Genomic DNA, 15,854 nt, shown 5'->3' with positions numbered 1-15,854 from the left:
GTTTTCAGGCTCGGCCTTTACAATGGGCGCGGTTCCCATTGTCCACGACTAAGAAAGAATGATGAATACGCAATTCTTAGCCTCAGCCGCTTCCACCAAGGACTCGGCCGTCGAGTCCGTCTCTAGTTTTTGGAATGACGAGAAGGTGCAAAGCTGGCTTATCGAGCGCCCGATTCGCATCGCCGTTATCCTTATCCTGGCCGTCATTGCCCACTGGCTCCTCCACCGCATTATCAACAAGGTGGCCGAAAACAGCATCAAATCTTCCGGGCTGGATAAGCAGCGTTTCCGCGGAAAATTCAAGGGTCGAGCCAACCGCCCCGAACCGACCCAGCAAGAAGAGGCCATGCGCCATACCCGCGAAACCCGGCGCGCCTCCCGCATTAAGACGCTAGCCGGAGTGGCCCGTTCCGCCGCCGCTATCTTCGTGTGGGTATGGGCCGTTATTGCCATCTTGGATGAGCTAGACGTTAACGTGGCACCGCTTATAGCCTCCGCCGGTGTTATTGGCGTCGCCCTTGGTTTTGGCGCCCAGGCACTGGTGAAGGATTTCCTTTCCGGCATCTTCATGCTCATTGAGGATCAATACGGCATTGGCGACGTGGTTGACCTTGGCAACGGCGTCTTTGGCGATGTCGAGTCCATCTCCTTACGCATCACCACGGTCCGCGATATCGACGGTGCTCTGTGGTACGTGCGCAATGGCGAAATCCTCCAGGTAGCTAACCACTCCGATGAGTACTCCGTTGCCCGCATCCAGATTCCTGTGGGCCTTTCTAATGACCCAGAGCTCGCCGGCGAGGTCATCGAGGACGCAGTGAAGGAAGCCGCGCAGGACGATAAGGTACGCAAGCTCATCCTCAGCACGCCCCGTGTGGATGGCATGTCCGGTTTCGAACCGGACTATGTTTCCTTCCGCGTGTCTACAAAGACCCTGCCGGGCAAGCAGTGGGACGTCCAGCGTTTCCTGCAGTCCCGCGTGCTCAATGTCATGCACACTAAAGGCATTACTACCCCCTACCCGCACGGCATCGGCATTCCCGATCCCCGCAAGGAAGAAGAAGAGTAAATGGATTCTGTTTATGAGGCTATTGGCGGCATGGAGACCTTTGAGCGCCTCGTCCACGGCTTTTATTCCCAGGTCAAAGAGGACAATGTCATCGGTCCCATGTACCCCGATAATGACTGGGAAGGCGCCGAGCAGCGCCTCACTTGGTTCTTGGCGCAGTATTGGGGTGGCCCGCAGCTTTTCTCTGAAAACCGCGGCCATCCGCGCCTTCGTATGCGCCACGCCCCCTACCCCATCGATATAACCGCGCATGACCGGTGGCTAGAGCTAATGGGTAACTCCCTCGCGGAAATCGACGAGGAAACCATTCCACCGGCCTACCGCGAGATGATCTGGGATCATATGCAGCGCGTGGCCGCCATGATGATCAACAAGGCACCATAATCGCACCGTCTTGCCCCACCCAAGAGACAAAGCCCGGCTCCCGCTATTTAGCGAGGAACCGGGCTTGTGGTTTATCTAGCCCACACTATGGGGACCTGGTGCTTAGTCTTCCCAGTCAAAGGCCTTACGTACAGGCTCGGAGACCAAACGGCCACCACGAGTCATTACGCCACCCTCTAGGCCCGGGAAGCGCTTGATGGCGGCATCCAGGCTGTCATTGGCCACCGCGCGAATGTAGGGCAGAGTTGCGGAGGACAAGGCACGGGTGGAGGTATTGGCCACCGCACCCGGCATATTCGCCACGCAGTAGAACAAGGTGTCATGGACCTGGAAGGTTGGGTCATCGTGGGAGGTCTTCTTGGAGTTCTCGAAGCAACCACCCTGGTCGATGGCGACGTCCACAAGGACGGCACCCTTCTTCATCTTCTTTACGGTCTCCTCACGCACCAGCTTCGGTGCAGCGGCGCCTGGGATGAGTACCGCGCCAATGACGAGGTCAGCTTCCTGCAGTTCCTTATCGATGGTGGCCGGATCCGAAATCAAGGTGCGCACGCTGCCGGCGTACTGGTCATCGAAGCGCTGCAAAACGTGCGGATCAAGGTCCAGTACGGTGACCTCGGCACGCAGACCGTGGGCCATGGCAACGGCGGACGCACCAACCTGGCCACCGCCGATCACGACGACGCGTGCTGGCTGGGTACCTGGAACACCAGAAACCAGCAGACCGCGGCCGCCCTGCGTGGACAGCAGGTGGTGGGTGCCCTCGATTGCGGCAAGGCGGCCTGCCACCTGGGACATCGGGGTAAGAAGTGGCAAGGTACCGTGGCGGTCAGTAACCGTCTCATATGCAATGGCCGTGGTATTGGCGTCAACAAGCGCCTCAGTCAAAGGGCGGTCCGCGGCAAGGTGCAGGTAGGTAAAGACGGTAAGGTCCGGACGCAGGTACTGGTACTCAGACTCGAGCGGCTCCTTGACCTTCAGCAGCAGTTCCGCCTGTGCCCAAGTATCCTCCGCGGTGCCAACGATGCTGGCACCGGCGGCCTCGTACTCGGAATCCGGGAAGGATGCGCCTTCACCAGCACCGGTCTCAATGAGGACCTCATGGCCGTCGTGAACGAGGGTCTGCGCGCCGCCCGGGGTAAGAGCCACGCGATTCTCGTTATTCATGATTTCTTTAGGCACGGCAATACGCATTACACAATCTCCTTGCAGGTGGAGTAAATTACATCGACCACGTAAGGGTAACGCAGGACACGTTTGCGTGCGGCACTATGTTCATGAATTCACAAAGCGGGGGGTAGCAACGCAGCAAGCCATCTTGTAAATGTGCAGTTCAAAAGAGTATTGACCCCACTTGGCCAGAGTCCCCCTCCCCCTAAGACGGACTGCTTTTCGGACAAAATCTCCAAAGCAGGGCGCGTGCGCGCCGATTCTATTGAACAGAACCGCTACGTGGCAGGCCGGTTTTCGCGAGCGAGCGAAGTTAGAACAGCGACAAGCGGGTGGAACAGTAGATGCTGCCAAAGGGGGCGTCGAGGCGCACCCACCTGCCTAGCTGAGCCACCCGCAGGTGCCGCGGCACATCCATCGGCGCGGAAAAGCCCGGGATCAAACCCAAATTGGTGCAGGCAAAAATCATGCGCATGGGGATTTCCACCGTGGCACCTTCCCCCTCGACCGTGACAACGGTCTGATTCAGCAAGCTGGATGGCGGGCCCATGGTGCCAGAAAATTGCCGGGTCAGTTGTTGACCCTTATCGGAGAGCTCGCGCACCACGGTAACCGGCAAGGTATCGACCACACTGTAGCCAGTGGCCGGCGGAAGCGCTCCCGGCCAGGACGCATCGCGGGCAGGTCCCAAATCTAGCGTTCCGCTCGATTCTTGCTCCTTGAGCTGCTCGGCCAGGGTAGCTGCAGAAACCACTGCCCCATCGCGGGAAACGACGCCCTGCACGCGGCGGGAGGCAACCACCTCGAAAGGTGTGGTGACAAAGACATCGACGACGTCGTCAGTCAGCTGGCGTAGCCGCACCGAAGCACCCGAATCCAAGCCAACCGCGCGCGTGACAAGGGCCCGAAGGCCAGGTCCACCGCTTCCAATCTCTAGAGTTTCGGTGACCATGCCTTCGGGCCCTGCCTTTCTCATCTTCGCTCCGTTCCGCGGTTAATTGGCCGCGGTATTTTGCAGAATATCCTTTTCCTGTTCCGTCAGCGGACGAGGAGTCTGCTGCTGACGATCAATGACTACCTGCACGCACTCCACGGTTGCCGCGACCTCGCCCTGGTCATCCTTGACCTGCTGGGTGGTGGTAAACGAGGTGGTACCAATCTGCGAAATGGTAGTTTCTACCTCCACCGTAGTGGTGTCCTTAAACTCCATCGGGCGAAGGAAGTCCACATCGAGGTGGCGCACGAACGCAATGAAGTCAAGGCCTTTGGAATAGATATGTGCCTTCGCAAAGGCCAAGCGCGCTTCCTGGGCGAGCTCGATGTAGTTTGCATTCATCATGTGGCCGTACATATCAAAATCCGACCAGCGGGTTTGAATACGATACGTGTGCACACTTGGGGTTGCCATCATTCTCCTCAGTAAATGCTTCAGCTACTTAGCGGGTCAGCTTGCGGTGGGTCACGCGAGAAGGACGGGCTGCCTCTTCACCAAGGCGGTCGACCTTATTCTTCTCATAATCGCCGAAGTTACCCTCAAACCAGAACCACTGACCTTCTTCCACATTGCCTTCCCAGGCCAAGATGTGGGTACAGGTGCGGTCCAAGAACCAGCGGTCGTGGGAAATGACCACGGCACAGCCCGGGAACTTCTCGAGCGCGTTTTCCAGCGAGCCGAGGGTTTCCACATCCAAGTCGTTGGTCGGCTCGTCAAGGAGGATCAGGTTACCGCCCTCTTTCAGGGTCAGCGCCAAGTTCAAACGGTTGCGCTCACCACCGGAGAGCACCTTGGACGGCTTTTGCTGATCCGGGCCCTTGAAACCGAAAGCGGATAGGTAGGCACGCGAAGGCATCTCGTTTTGGCCCACGTGAATATAATCCAGGCCGCCGGAGACGACCTCCCAGACAGTTGCCTCGGGGTCGATATTCTCACGGTTCTGATCCACGTAAGACAGCTTGACGGTATCGCCCACCTCGACGGAACCGGCGTCCGGCTGCTCCAGGCCAACGATGGCCTTAAACAGGGTGGTCTTACCCACGCCGTTCGGGCCGATAACGCCCACGATGCCATTGCGCGGCAGGGTGAAAGAGAGGTCCTTAATCAAGGTGCGGCCATCAAAGCCCTTCTGCAGGTCCTTGACCTCCACGACCTTATTACCCAAGCGCGGCGGGGTAGGAATCTGGATCTCTTCGAAGTCGAGCTTCTTGTACTTCTCGGCTTCTGCAGCCATCTCCTCGTAGCGCTCCAGACGGGCCTTGTTCTTGGCCTGGCGAGCCTTCGCACCGGAGCGTACCCACTCCAGCTCGTCCTTCAAGCGCTTGCGCAGCTTCGCGTCCTTCTTGCCGGCAACCTCCAGACGCTCCTGCTTCTTATCCAGGTAGGTGGAGTAGTTACCCTCGTATGGGTAGAGCTTGCCGCGGTCAACCTCACAAATCCAGCCCGCGACGTGGTCGAGGAAGTAGCGGTCGTGGGTCACGGCCAAGACAGCGCCCGGATAATCAGCCAAGTGCTTTTCCAGCCACTGCACAGACTCGGCGTCCAAGTGGTTCGTAGGCTCATCGAGCAACAACAAGTCCGGCTCGGTAAGCAGGAGCTTAGCCAGCGCTACGCGACGGCGCTCACCACCAGAAAGGTTGGTCACCGGGGCATCGGAAGGCGGGCAGCGCAAAGCTTCCATTGCCTGCTCGATCTTGGAGTCAACCTCCCATGCATCGGCGGCATCGAGCTCTTCTTGCAGCTTGCCCATTTCTTCCATGAGCTCATCGCTGTAGTTGGTGGCCATCTCTTCGGCGATCTGCTCGAAGCGCTGCTTCTTTTCAAAGATTTCGCCCAAGCCCTCTTCGACGTTGCCGCGCACGGTCTTCTCGTCGTTGAGCGGCGGCTCCTGCTGCAGGATACCCACGGTGGCGCCCGGATCTAGGAAGGCCTCGCCATTGGAAGGCTGGTCCAAGCCGGCCATGATCTTCAAAATGGAGGACTTACCGGCACCATTGGGGCCGACCACGCCAATCTTGGCACCTGGGTAGAACGCCATTGTTACATCGTCAAGGATGACCTTATCGCCAATTGCCTTGCGCACGTTTTTCATCGTGTAGATGAATTCGCCCACTTTTACCCCTTTGCAAAAATTTGGGAGACGTATTTATCTACACAAACACTACATCAGAACCACCGCTCGAGTGCCTCGGGTCAGGTACGCCCGAGGCGATCAAGCCAGGGAGGAAACGCTTAAGCGTTCACTGGGGCGGATTCTGCCTCGGCAGCCTCCTCTTCCACTTCGGCGTCGAAGGCATCTTCTTCCCCACCGCGTGCAGCTGCGGCTCGTTCGGCAAGGTAGCGGTCCGCTGCGGTATCGGCAGCGGTGTCTCCCTGCCCCGCCTGCTGCGACGGCAGGCTGTGGTCCACGTCTGGTTCGATAGCATTGTCCCCCAGCTCTGGGACCGCGATATTTTCCTGGTTGTACTGCGGGACGAGGCGCTTTGTACCGATAACGTGACGGTTCAAGTCCAGGCCCACGTACTGCGCCTTAATATACGTGCGGAAATGATCGGCACCCTGGTCATCACGCCATTGTTCGGTAACGAGGGAACCCACAATGACGAGAGGCATGCCTTTTGCCAGGGATTTGCGCACGTTGATGGCGAATTGATTCCACATCTCGACGTCGATATAAAGGTGGTCCACGTCGCGCCACTGCGGGGCCTTGGCGTTTGGCCCTTCCATATTGTCCACACCGGCATCGGCTTGGCGGTCCGGAATCCGGCGAGAGGACGCGACGCGCAGCTTGGCTTTATAGGCGCCAGTAGAGGTTTTGGTCAGGATTGGATCGCGGGTGAGGCGACCGGTCAAGGTAATTGGGTATTGGGACATGGTGCTAGAAAATCCTTTGCTGGGATAGTTGGGAAAGCGAGTTTGGTTTTCCTCGCTCGTTTCCACATCCTGATACCGGCGCGCAAGCCGCACCATGCCGGCAACCCCAACCCTGTGAATAACTTGTTGGAACCGTCAACAAAGATTGATTTTTGGGAGGATTTTTAGACGGTTATCCACAGGCTAGCGCCCGCGGAAGCTCGATTCATCGCCGTGTCCCATATCCTGCAGCATCGCGTTATAGCGTTCCAATTCGGCATCCTCATCCGCATCCGCCTGCATGTCATGGCGGCGGGCAGTAGCCCGGTCATCGCTCAGCCAATCCAGGAAGAGCTTGCCAAAGACGATGACCAGCGGGAACTGGCCAAAGCCCCACGCAATGCCGCCGCCCACGCGCTGATCTTGGAGCAGATCCTGATCCCACGGCAGGTCCAAATACTGATAGAAGTCGGCACCCAGCACGCTTTGCAGCTGCATGAGATATACACCAGCAAAAAGGTGGAACGGCATGGAAAGGAATAGCACGGCCAAGCGGAATGGGGTAGATCGACGATTGGGAAGCGGGTCCGGCCCGATGATTTCCCAAAAGTAGAAGCAGCCAGAAACGATGAACGCAAAGTTCATAATGAGGTGGCCTGCGTGTTCCGAGATGGCAAATTGATACAGGCTCGGGAACAAATACAACACGTACAGGAAAAATAGGTACTGCACGAGATTGACAAACGGATTGGTAATAAACGCGACGACCTTAGATTGGGTGGCCGCCAGCGCATAGTCATGCAGGCTCGGCTGACCCTTTGGCCCAGGCTCAAAGGCCTCCATAAGCAGGGTCAGTGGTGCACCAAGGACGAGCAGAAGCGGTACCGCCATCGACAAAATCATATGTACCAACATGTGCATCGAGTACATCGCTGGCATATAAAGTCCCAGGCCGGTAGACATCACGAGGGTCATACCCAACGCGCCGCTCATAAACCATGCAGTACGTCCCTTATTCCACGTCAGGCCACGCTTATGCACGCGGTAGACGCAGTAGCCATACGCCGCGGCCAAGAGCAGGCCAATGGTGCCGAACATGATGTCAAAGCGGAACATGGTCCACACATTGAGCACCGTGGGCTTTTCAAAGAGCTCATAGCCCATCAAAATCTGCATCGAGTTGAGATTCGGATCGCGCGGCGCTGGGGGCACGGTGCGACCCAGCGTAATGGCCACGCCAATGGTGCCGGCCATAACCGCTACTTCCACAATGGCGATACGGATAAAAAGGCGCGGATCCTTGCCCAGCTGCGGGATGGTGAGCTCGCGGTGAGCAAGGCCGAAGATTCCCAGCAAAATCGTGAGTACGAACTTAGTGATCAAGATGATGCCGTAGGCAGAATCCACCAAATCGGAGATATTCATGCGGATGAGGGTGTTGATCAAGCCCGATACTGCCAGCACCACAATGGCCATGAAGGCAATGCCGGAGTAACGCTTTACCGCAAAGGCGAGATTGGGGCCAAGGCGCCGACCATGGGCGATTAGCGCCATGAGCCCGCCTACCCACAGCATGACAAAGACCAAGTGCCACAGGAGCGAATTGGTGCCATAGTCGTGGTCACCACCAGCCGCGGAATGGCCTTCCATGCCGATGGGCACAACCTGCAAGATGGACAAGAAAAGCAGCACCGGCTGCATCGACCAGCCGCGACCGCACAGGCCAAGAACGCCCACAACAAGGGCGATGAGTACGGAGATTCCCCACACAATGGTGGTAGAAATTTCCGTCAACGCCATCTTCATAGTGGAAGGTTCAAATACCTGAAAAAATGGCGCTCCGGTGAGATCGGACATAATGAGCGGAATTTCCACTAGCCCCACGGCCGCCACACCAAAGGAAGCCCAGGTACCTGTGCGCGCGGCGATGTGGCCGTCGACGGACAAGGGGGCGTCGATAAGCGCAGCGTTGTCTCCACGCGGAGCAATGAGGAACGACGAGGCGAGGAACGAGCCGATGGACAAAGCCATGAGTATCCAAGCCAAGCCGCGAAAGAGCGGCAGGCCAAAGGTGGTAATGCGGCCGGGGTCTGGAATTCCCAGGGCCGCTAGGGAATCAGCGAGGAGAAACAGGGAAATGAAACCAGCGATCAAGCCGGCAATAAGCATCGCTGCGACATAAATTCCCCAGGAAGAACGAGGTTTCTTCCCCGCTTTATTTACACTGTTAACCTGCTCATTTGCCATAGTGCGCATTGTATAGCGCAACCTAGTTCCCCACCTAACACACATTTTGTCTTTACATGTGCCATGATGGAGCTTATGGACACCCGTCAACTTCTTTATTTTCGCGCCGTTGTAGACAATGGCTCTTTCACGCACGCTGCCGAGTCCCTCGACATGACCCAGCCGTCCCTGAGCCTTTCCATACGAAAGCTAGAAAAGGAACTTAATGCCCAGCTCCTTTCGCGCGGGCGCTCCGGCGTCTCCACCACGGAGGCCGGCGATTATGTCTATGAAACGGCCGTCAAGGTTGACGCTTTACTGAACGAAACCCAGCGCCATATCAGCGAAATCACCGGCGACAAGGCCAGCACCGTTTCCCTCGCCTCCGCCCCCATTTTGAACTGGGAATTTACCCCTTCCGCCCTGGCCGAACTGAAGCGGATTTACCCCACTGCCACTATCTCGCTGGACGACGCCGCGCCGGCCACCGCCATCAAACGCCTGCTGGATGGCCAGGTAGACCTAGCGCTTTTGCCGACATCCGACCCGAAAGCCTTCCTCCGCCGCTACGCCCACGAGCTCACCATCCACCAGGTGGCCACGTTTGATTACTCCGTCGCCCTACCCCAACGCCTTGCAGGGCTTGAGTCTCCCGTCTCGCTCGCGGACCTGCGCGGCGAAACCTGGCTCATTCCGCCGCGCAGCCGCGAGCTTCCTGAGCTAGCAGAATTCTATAGCGACCTGTGGAATAGCCGCCCTGGCCTCAAGCCAGAAAGGACCCAGGAGGTAGCCAGCCTCAATAGCGCCATTCCCATGGTCTCCAGTGGCCTAGGCGTAAGTATCGTGCCCAATTGCGCACCTGCTGTGCAGCCACAGGGCATTATCAACCGCCCAATTTCCGATGAGCTGCCGCACTACTACGCCATCGTGGCCTACCGCACGGATCGCGAGCTGACCGCTGCCGCCCAAGACTTGGTAGACATCCTGCGCGCCCCGCAGCGCACCCTGGCTTAGGTTTCCCCGCCGTCGTGGGCTACTATGAGTGGGTCATAAGCCCCCATAGCTCAGTGGATTAGAGCAGTGGGTTTCTACCCCATGTGTCGCGGGTTCGAATCCTGCTGGGGGCACCGCGCGAAGCCTTGAGGCGCCGAGTTTCTCGCCGCTTCAAGGCTTTTTGTTTACGCTAGGTCTCACCATGCCCCATCCCGGAAAGGATTAACCATGTCGCTTCCCGCCCCCTCCCGCACCTCCTATGCCCTCGTCACGGGAGCCAGCCAAGGCATTGGCAAAGCCATGGCACAGGATTTCGCTGCCCTGGGCTATAACGTCATCCTCGTGGCCCGCCGCCGCGAGTTACTGGAGTCCATTGCTGCGGAGCTCGAGCAGCGCCACAATATTGACGCCATCGCCCTACCGGCGGATCTCGCCGTGGCTGACGACGTCGCCCGCGTAACCGACACCATCGCCACCCACGAGGTGTCGATCCTGGTTAATTCCGCCGGCATCGCCAGCTTCGGCCCCTTCATGGACCAGGACTGGTCCTACGAGACCACCCAGTTTGAGCTCAATGGCACTGCTGTCCATCACCTCACGCGGGCCGCCTTGGAACACATGCTGCCGCGCCGCAGCGGCGCCATTTGCAATGTCGGCTCTGCCGCGGGCAATATCCCCATTCCCAATAACGCCACTTATGTCTTCACCAAGGCCGGCGTTAATGCGTTTACAGAGGCCCTACACTACGAGCTAAAGGGCTCCGGCGTATCTTGCACCCTGCTCGCCCCCGGCCCAGTGCGCGAGGCCACTATCGCCGAAGAAGACCAATCAATCGTGGACAAGGTAGTTCCGGATTTCTTGTGGACCACCTATGAGTCTTGCTCCCAAGAAACAATTGCAGCGATGCGCCGCAACCAGCGCCGCGTGGTGCCAGGGCCCTTGTCGAAGGCTATGAATACCCTCAGCCAAGTGCTGCCCACCCCGGTAATTGCACCGCTGGTGGGCAGCTTCTACGCCAAGATGGGCTAAGCCCCGGCGTCTTCTAGATCCTTGTTTTTGAGCACGCTGTCCTCGCCGCGTGCTCGTTTGCGCTCTACCCAGAAGTCTGCATTCCTGATTCCCAAGGCCTCGGGGTCGAACTGCGGATCCTTGCCAGCCTTCTTCTGCTTCTCATAGTCTTTGAGTGCCTTGATGGCAGGAACCTGGAGGAAGAGGATGGCAATGATATTAAGCCATGCCGTCGTGCCAACGCCGATATCACCGAGCGCCCACGCCGCCCCCGGGCTGGTGGTAGCACCGACGATGACGGAGACAATAATCAGCGCGCGCAGCACCCAAATCAGGCCACGGCGAGCAGCGCGGGAGCGTACCCACCGGTTGAAATAGGTCAGGTTAACCTCGGACATGTAGTAGTACGCTAGGACCGTCGTAAAGGCGAAAAAGGCAATGGAGACCGCGATGAAGGTGGGTCCCCATCCTGCAAAGACGCTATCGAGACCGGACTGCACATAGCCAGGCCCCACCTCAACGCCTTCTGGCAGCGAACCGTGGTAGACCACTTCACCATCCTCGGAGCTACCGCGGAAGACGGTGTACATATCCGTAGAAATGATCATGAACGCGGTAGCCGAACAGACAAAGAGCGTATCGACGTAGACCGCAAAGGACTGCACGAAGCCCTGCTTAGCTGGGTGGGAAACCTCAGCGGCTGCAGCGGACTGCGGACCGGTGCCTTGACCGGCCTCATTGGAGTAGATGCCGCGCTTTACACCCCACATGATGGCCGCGCCGAGCATGCCGGAGAAGCCGGCTTCCATATTGAAAGCAGATTTGAAGATAAGCCCGAAGACCTCTGGAATCTGCGAGAAGTTCATGCACATGACCACCACAGAAATCACAATGTAGATAACCGCCATAAAGGGCACGACGATGGTGGCGAAGTTCGCAATACGCTTCACGCCACCGATAATGATGATGGCCAAAATGCCCGCCAGGACAACGGCCGCCCAGGTAGAGTTCACGCCCCACGCGGTATCGGCCGCGGCAGCTACCGCGTTGGCCTGAATTGCGGGAAGGAAGTAGCTGGTTGCCAGGATCATGGCGACGGCAAAGACGATTCCGTAGACCACCATGAAGGGTGCAGCTTTAGTGTGCTTGTAGGCCTTCTCGATGTAGTACGCAGGCCCTCCGCGGTATTCGCCGGTGTCCTGGTCCTTTTCCTTGTAGATCTGGGCCAACGTACATTCGATGAACGAGGTGGACGAGCCCAAAAGCGCCACTGCCCACATCCAGAACACGGCACCAGGTCCACCGAAGGCAATGGCCGTGGACACGCCGGCGATATTACCCACACCCACGCGGCCAGATAGCGAGACCATCAAGGATTGGAAGGAAGAAACGCCGTCTGCGGATTTTTCTCCGTTGACGATCTGCTTGAGCATGTCCGGAATGCAGCGCACCTGCAAACCGCGTGTCACCACGGTGAAATAAATACCCGCGCCGAGGCATAAAAACACCAAGACAGGGGACCAAATTACGGTATTGAGGGCATCGAGGAAGTTTGCCATCTGGTCTCTCCTAAGTCTGTCGCACCTCCCGAATGAAGAGCGATAACCCAGAGTATGCCCTAACTCACACTACGATATGAGTCAAATCACCAATTATTTTTATGCAGAACAGAAACACACTCGCGGGAAAGCCGCCCTACCCAGTGGCAATCACCCCTCCAGAACAACCCCGCCCGTACCCCATCTAGGGGTAAAAGGAGGCGGGAGTAGAATGGGCCGCATGCCACATTCCGACATTGCCGCAAAGCACGACCGCCTCGTTTGGATCGATTTGGAAATGACCGGCCTGGACCCCGAGCGCCATGTCATCGTCGAAGTCGCCGCCGTCATCACCGATGGCAATCTCAACATCCTGGGAGAGGGCATCGATCTGGTCGTCCACGCCACCGAGGAGGAGCTGGCACAGATGGATTCCTTCGTCACCGAGATGCATGCCAATTCCGGGTTGGATAAAGAAATCCGCGAGTCCACCACCTCCATCGGCGAGGCCGAAGATGCCGTACTTGCGCTCATCAACGAGTACTGCGATCCGGAGCACCCCGCTCCCCTGGCCGGCAATTCCATCGCCACTGATCGCACCTTCATCCGCACCTATATGCCCCGGCTCGATAGTGCCCTGCACTACCGCATGATCGACGTGTCCACCATCAAGGAGCTTGCCCGCCGCTGGCACCCGCGCGCCTATTTCAACCAGCCCGATAAAGGCATGGTCCACCGCGCACTGCAGGACATCATCGAATCCATCCGCGAGCTAGACTTCTACCGCCGCAGCGTCTTCCGCACCGATGAGGGCCCTACCTCCCCCGAGGCGGAACAGATAAAGGCGGAAACCACCGCAGATTACCAGGCGTTTTTGTAATTTAGGCGGCGTGAGTTAACCTATATCTCGTTGCTTTAAAGCAGCGATGGTGGCTGTAGTTCAGCTGGTAGAGCACCAGGTTGTGATCCTGGGTGTCGCGGGTTCGAGTCCCGTCAGCCACCCCAAGTGCCCGAGCCTTGCGCTCGGGCTTTTTCAGTTTTCTACCTGCATGCTCGCCAGCAGCTCCTCCGAACGAGCCCGGCCAGCAACATCTGGCATATCTCCGGTGACCACAAACTCACTAACGCCTAGCCGCTTGCCGACGCCCCTTAGTTCCTCCCTCACTTCCTCCACCGTTCCCCAAACGTCATGGGCCAACGCCTCCTCAATGCGCCGTCGCTGCTGCCCCGTGAGGGCATCCATGTCCAGCTCGCCCGCCGGCCGCAAGGTCGCGAACTCGCCGGTCGATTGCGCTCGCACCTTCGCATAGGCTTCCGGCAACAAGAGATCACGGGCGGCCGCGGACGTCTCGGCAACGGCGATATTGAGCGAAGAGATAATAGGCGGGGCGTCGGCAAGCGCATGTTCGCGATACACTCGCGCAGCGGCCTCCTGCGTGGCTACAGGACCGCCCAGAATGACACCAAGTCCCAACTTTGCCGCCACCATTGCCGAGCGAAAGCCCGCCAAAACATAGAGCGGGGTGCCCCTATACTCAGGCCGGACCGTCACCGCCTCTTCGCCGCGCAGGTAGCGCAAGAGCGTGGCTAGCTCCGCCTCGAAGCGCTGCTTCACCTCGGCCGGCTCCCCCTGGCGCAGCGCCTTTCGCACCGGCGCGGTAAACCCGACGGAGGAGCCAATCCCTATATCAATGCGCCCGGGATACAGCGCCTCGAGGAGATTAATCTGCTCGGCCACCAGAAACGGCGGGTGATTGAGCAACATAATGCCGGCCGTGCCCACCCGAATGCGCTGCGTCTGTGCCGCAACGTGCGCCGCGAGCATCCCCGGCTGCCCCGCTGGTATTCCCGGCACACCGTGATGTTCGGCCACTAGAAAGCGCTGAACCCTAACTTCTCTACGTGCCGGGCGTGCTCGGCCACCTGACCCAGTGGGCCGGCTGCCCCGCGGTCCAAAACAGAAAAGCGCATGGCCACCACTGTAGCCATGCGCTTTTGCCTTGTGCGGCCGTTAGGCGCTACTGATTAGCGTCCGCGTTGCCTTTGGACCACTCGTCCCAGGACATATTCCAGTCACCGAGGCCATCCAAGGCGTTGAGCGTCTCGCCGTAGGTGTTGAATACCCGCACCACGTCGCCACGCTTCATCGTCTCCTGGAACCACTGCGCAGCCTCCGGCGTCACGTTGACGCAACCGTGGGACGTATTGGTATTGCCCTGCGCCCACACGGACCACGGAGCGGAGTGGACATAGATGCCGGAATAAGACATTTGCGTAGCCCAGTCCACGTTCGTGCGGTAGCCGCCCGCGTCATGGGCTAGGCCAAAGGTCTCCGAGTCCATGACTAGCTGCGGGTGCTCATCGCCGATAACGTAGCGGCCATTGGGCGTATCGTACTGATAATCGCGGCCAAGCGAGACCGGGATGGCACGCAAGAACTTCTTATTCTTAAAGACCTTCATCGTCTTGGTGGCGTTATCAATAATGGCCACCGTGCGGTCACCGATGGTGAAATTCGTCTTGGCGTTTTCACCGCCATAGATTCCCCCACCTAGGTCCTTGCCATACTGGTCCACCTTTACTTCAACCTTAGTGCCCGGCTCCCAGTAATCCTTCGGACGCCAGCGCACCTCCTGGTTATTGACCCAGTGGAAAGCGCCTTCCACCTTGGGGCTAGTGCTCACAGTAATGGTCTTTTCAGCCGCCTTCCGGTCCGTAATTGGCACACCGAAATTCACCCCAATAACCTGACCGACGCCGACTTCAGAATCCGGGATAGGGGAAAGCGAGACTTCGGCAACACCCGCTGCTTGCGGGGTGGAAAAACTGAGGCTCTTCTTGTTGCCATCTACATCGGAGGCCACGATGGAATAAGTGTGGTTATAGCCCAAGTCCTCCGCAGTAGACCACGTCTTGGCGTCTTTAGAGAGCTTTTCTTTAACTTCCACGCCCATTTCATTGGTCATGGTGACGCTCTTGAGCTTGCCCGTGGTCTCCACGGTGATTGGCTTGGACGGATCTACATCCGTCGCCCCGTCCTTTACGGAGGCTACAAGGCCGTCTTTCTTTTTGTCGGACTCTTTGCCGCCGTCCTTGTCTCCATCCGCATGTGCGGCGGCGGTGGATTCTTGGTCGGCAGCCTGATTCTCGGCTGAGGAATCAGAGGAGCAGGAGGCGGCGGCTAGGGAAATGCACGCAACGCCCACGGCCGCTACGAGACGGCGCGCGATAGGGAGGGAATTTTTCACTGAGTTGCCCTTAGACACGTAATTGCTGCTTTCAAAGACCAACATAGATTAGCGTCTCCCTCCGCCAATTACCAGAAGCCACTTCAGGCATTAACCAATTTGTTATACACCCTTCAAAAACCGCTTTGAACAGGCGATTTTACACTTTTAAAGAATGGCTGCTAGAGTATCTACTCGTTGCACAGAGAGCCACACGGCAGGAAGTCAACAATGCGCCATTAGCTCAATTGGCAGAGCAACTGACTCTTAATCAGTGGGTTCGGGGTTCGATTCCCTGATGGCGCACAATACGAATCTCGAGGCGTTGTTCTTAGAACGGCACCTCGAGATTTTTCTTTTTATGAGCCAGTCCTTGTCACCGCGCCGCACAT

The 15,854-nt window shown here is 58.1% G+C and carries 13 protein-coding genes, 3 tRNA genes and 1 pseudogene; 8 read left to right on the top strand and 9 right to left on the bottom strand.

What is annotated here, in order from left to right; translation table 11 throughout:
- The first annotated feature begins 58 nt into the window (after positions 1-58).
- On the top strand, positions 59-1,069 hold the full coding sequence (locus WMP96_RS05305) for a mechanosensitive ion channel family protein (protein WP_200288713.1): 1,011 nt from the start codon (positions 59-61) through the stop codon (positions 1,067-1,069).
- Complete coding sequence (locus tag WMP96_RS05300) at positions 1,070-1,453, top strand: globin (protein ID WP_023020897.1); 384 nt, start codon at positions 1,070-1,072, stop codon at positions 1,451-1,453.
- Between the two features lie 102 nt (positions 1,454-1,555).
- Here WMP96_RS05300 and ald read toward each other — a convergent pair whose 3' ends face one another.
- From ald to WMP96_RS05270, 6 genes are all read right to left on the bottom strand, one after another.
- Positions 1,556-2,647 (bottom strand): alanine dehydrogenase, encoded by a 1,092-nt coding sequence (gene ald / locus WMP96_RS05295; protein ID WP_023020896.1) that lies wholly within the window; start codon positions 2,645-2,647, stop codon positions 1,556-1,558.
- Between the two features lie 289 nt (positions 2,648-2,936).
- Positions 2,937-3,575, bottom strand: a complete 639-nt coding sequence (locus WMP96_RS05290; RefSeq protein ID WP_340432293.1) for a hypothetical protein — start codon at positions 3,573-3,575, stop codon at positions 2,937-2,939.
- Between the two features lie 42 nt (positions 3,576-3,617).
- Positions 3,618-4,034 carry an acyl-CoA thioesterase gene (locus WMP96_RS05285; RefSeq protein ID WP_340432291.1) on the bottom strand — a complete coding sequence of 139 codons (417 nt, stop codon included), beginning with the start codon at positions 4,032-4,034 and terminating at the stop codon, positions 3,618-3,620.
- 25 nt (positions 4,035-4,059) lie between these two features.
- Positions 4,060-5,730 carry an energy-dependent translational throttle protein EttA gene (ettA, locus tag WMP96_RS05280; protein WP_301716003.1) on the bottom strand — a complete coding sequence of 557 codons (1,671 nt, stop codon included), beginning with the start codon at positions 5,728-5,730 and terminating at the stop codon, positions 4,060-4,062.
- Positions 5,731-5,849: 119 nt separating this feature from the next.
- Positions 5,850-6,491 carry a single-stranded DNA-binding protein gene (locus WMP96_RS05275; protein WP_239204949.1) on the bottom strand — a complete coding sequence of 214 codons (642 nt, stop codon included), beginning with the start codon at positions 6,489-6,491 and terminating at the stop codon, positions 5,850-5,852.
- Between the two features lie 183 nt (positions 6,492-6,674).
- Complete coding sequence (locus tag WMP96_RS05270) at positions 6,675-8,726, bottom strand: cytochrome c oxidase assembly protein (protein WP_239204947.1); 2,052 nt, start codon at positions 8,724-8,726, stop codon at positions 6,675-6,677.
- A 66-nt stretch (positions 8,727-8,792) separates the two neighbouring features.
- Between WMP96_RS05270 and WMP96_RS05265 the strand changes: the two genes are divergently transcribed.
- From WMP96_RS05265 to cmrA, 3 genes are all read left to right on the top strand, one after another.
- The gene (locus tag WMP96_RS05265) at positions 8,793-9,710 is read left to right on the top strand and encodes a LysR family transcriptional regulator (protein ID WP_023020890.1); all 918 of its coding nucleotides are present in this window, start codon (positions 8,793-8,795) and stop codon (positions 9,708-9,710) included.
- Between the two features lie 39 nt (positions 9,711-9,749).
- A tRNA-Arg gene (locus tag WMP96_RS05260) sits at positions 9,750-9,823 on the top strand.
- 94 nt (positions 9,824-9,917) lie between these two features.
- Complete coding sequence (gene cmrA / locus WMP96_RS05255) at positions 9,918-10,718, top strand: mycolate reductase (RefSeq protein WP_239207933.1); 801 nt, start codon at positions 9,918-9,920, stop codon at positions 10,716-10,718.
- Here the strand turns inward: cmrA and WMP96_RS05250 are convergent.
- The gene (locus WMP96_RS05250) at positions 10,715-12,256 is read right to left on the bottom strand and encodes an alanine/glycine:cation symporter family protein (protein WP_023020888.1); all 1,542 of its coding nucleotides are present in this window, start codon (positions 12,254-12,256) and stop codon (positions 10,715-10,717) included. The genes cmrA and WMP96_RS05250 overlap by 4 nt on opposite strands.
- A 211-nt stretch (positions 12,257-12,467) precedes the next feature.
- Here WMP96_RS05250 and orn point away from each other — a divergent pair, with 211 nt between their 5' ends.
- Complete coding sequence (gene orn / locus WMP96_RS05245; protein ID WP_023020887.1) at positions 12,468-13,115, top strand: oligoribonuclease; 648 nt, start codon at positions 12,468-12,470, stop codon at positions 13,113-13,115.
- A 49-nt stretch (positions 13,116-13,164) separates the two neighbouring features.
- Positions 13,165-13,240, top strand: a tRNA-His gene (locus WMP96_RS05240).
- Between the two features lie 28 nt (positions 13,241-13,268).
- On the opposite strand, the pseudogene WMP96_RS05235 reads toward WMP96_RS05240, so the two are convergent.
- Together WMP96_RS05235 and WMP96_RS05230 are read right to left on the bottom strand one after the other, a co-directional pair.
- Positions 13,269-14,224, bottom strand: a pseudogene (locus WMP96_RS05235) (MsnO8 family LLM class oxidoreductase).
- A 29-nt stretch (positions 14,225-14,253) separates the two neighbouring features.
- Entirely contained in the window at positions 14,254-15,528 is a 1,275-nt protein-coding gene (locus tag WMP96_RS05230) for a L,D-transpeptidase (RefSeq protein ID WP_445292943.1), read from the bottom strand.
- Positions 15,529-15,695: 167 nt separating this feature from the next.
- Between WMP96_RS05230 and WMP96_RS05225 the strand changes: the two genes are divergently transcribed.
- Positions 15,696-15,768: transfer RNA gene (locus tag WMP96_RS05225), tRNA-Lys, on the top strand.
- Positions 15,769-15,854: the final 86 nt, after the last annotated feature.

Origin of the sequence: Corynebacterium sp. KPL4035 (assembly GCF_037908325.1) — a bacterium.
Classification (GTDB): Bacteria; Actinomycetota; Actinomycetes; order Mycobacteriales; family Mycobacteriaceae; genus Corynebacterium; species Corynebacterium kefirresidentii.
The sequence above is the reverse complement of the archived record's forward strand: the minus strand, read 5'-3'. Positions and strand labels throughout refer to the sequence as shown.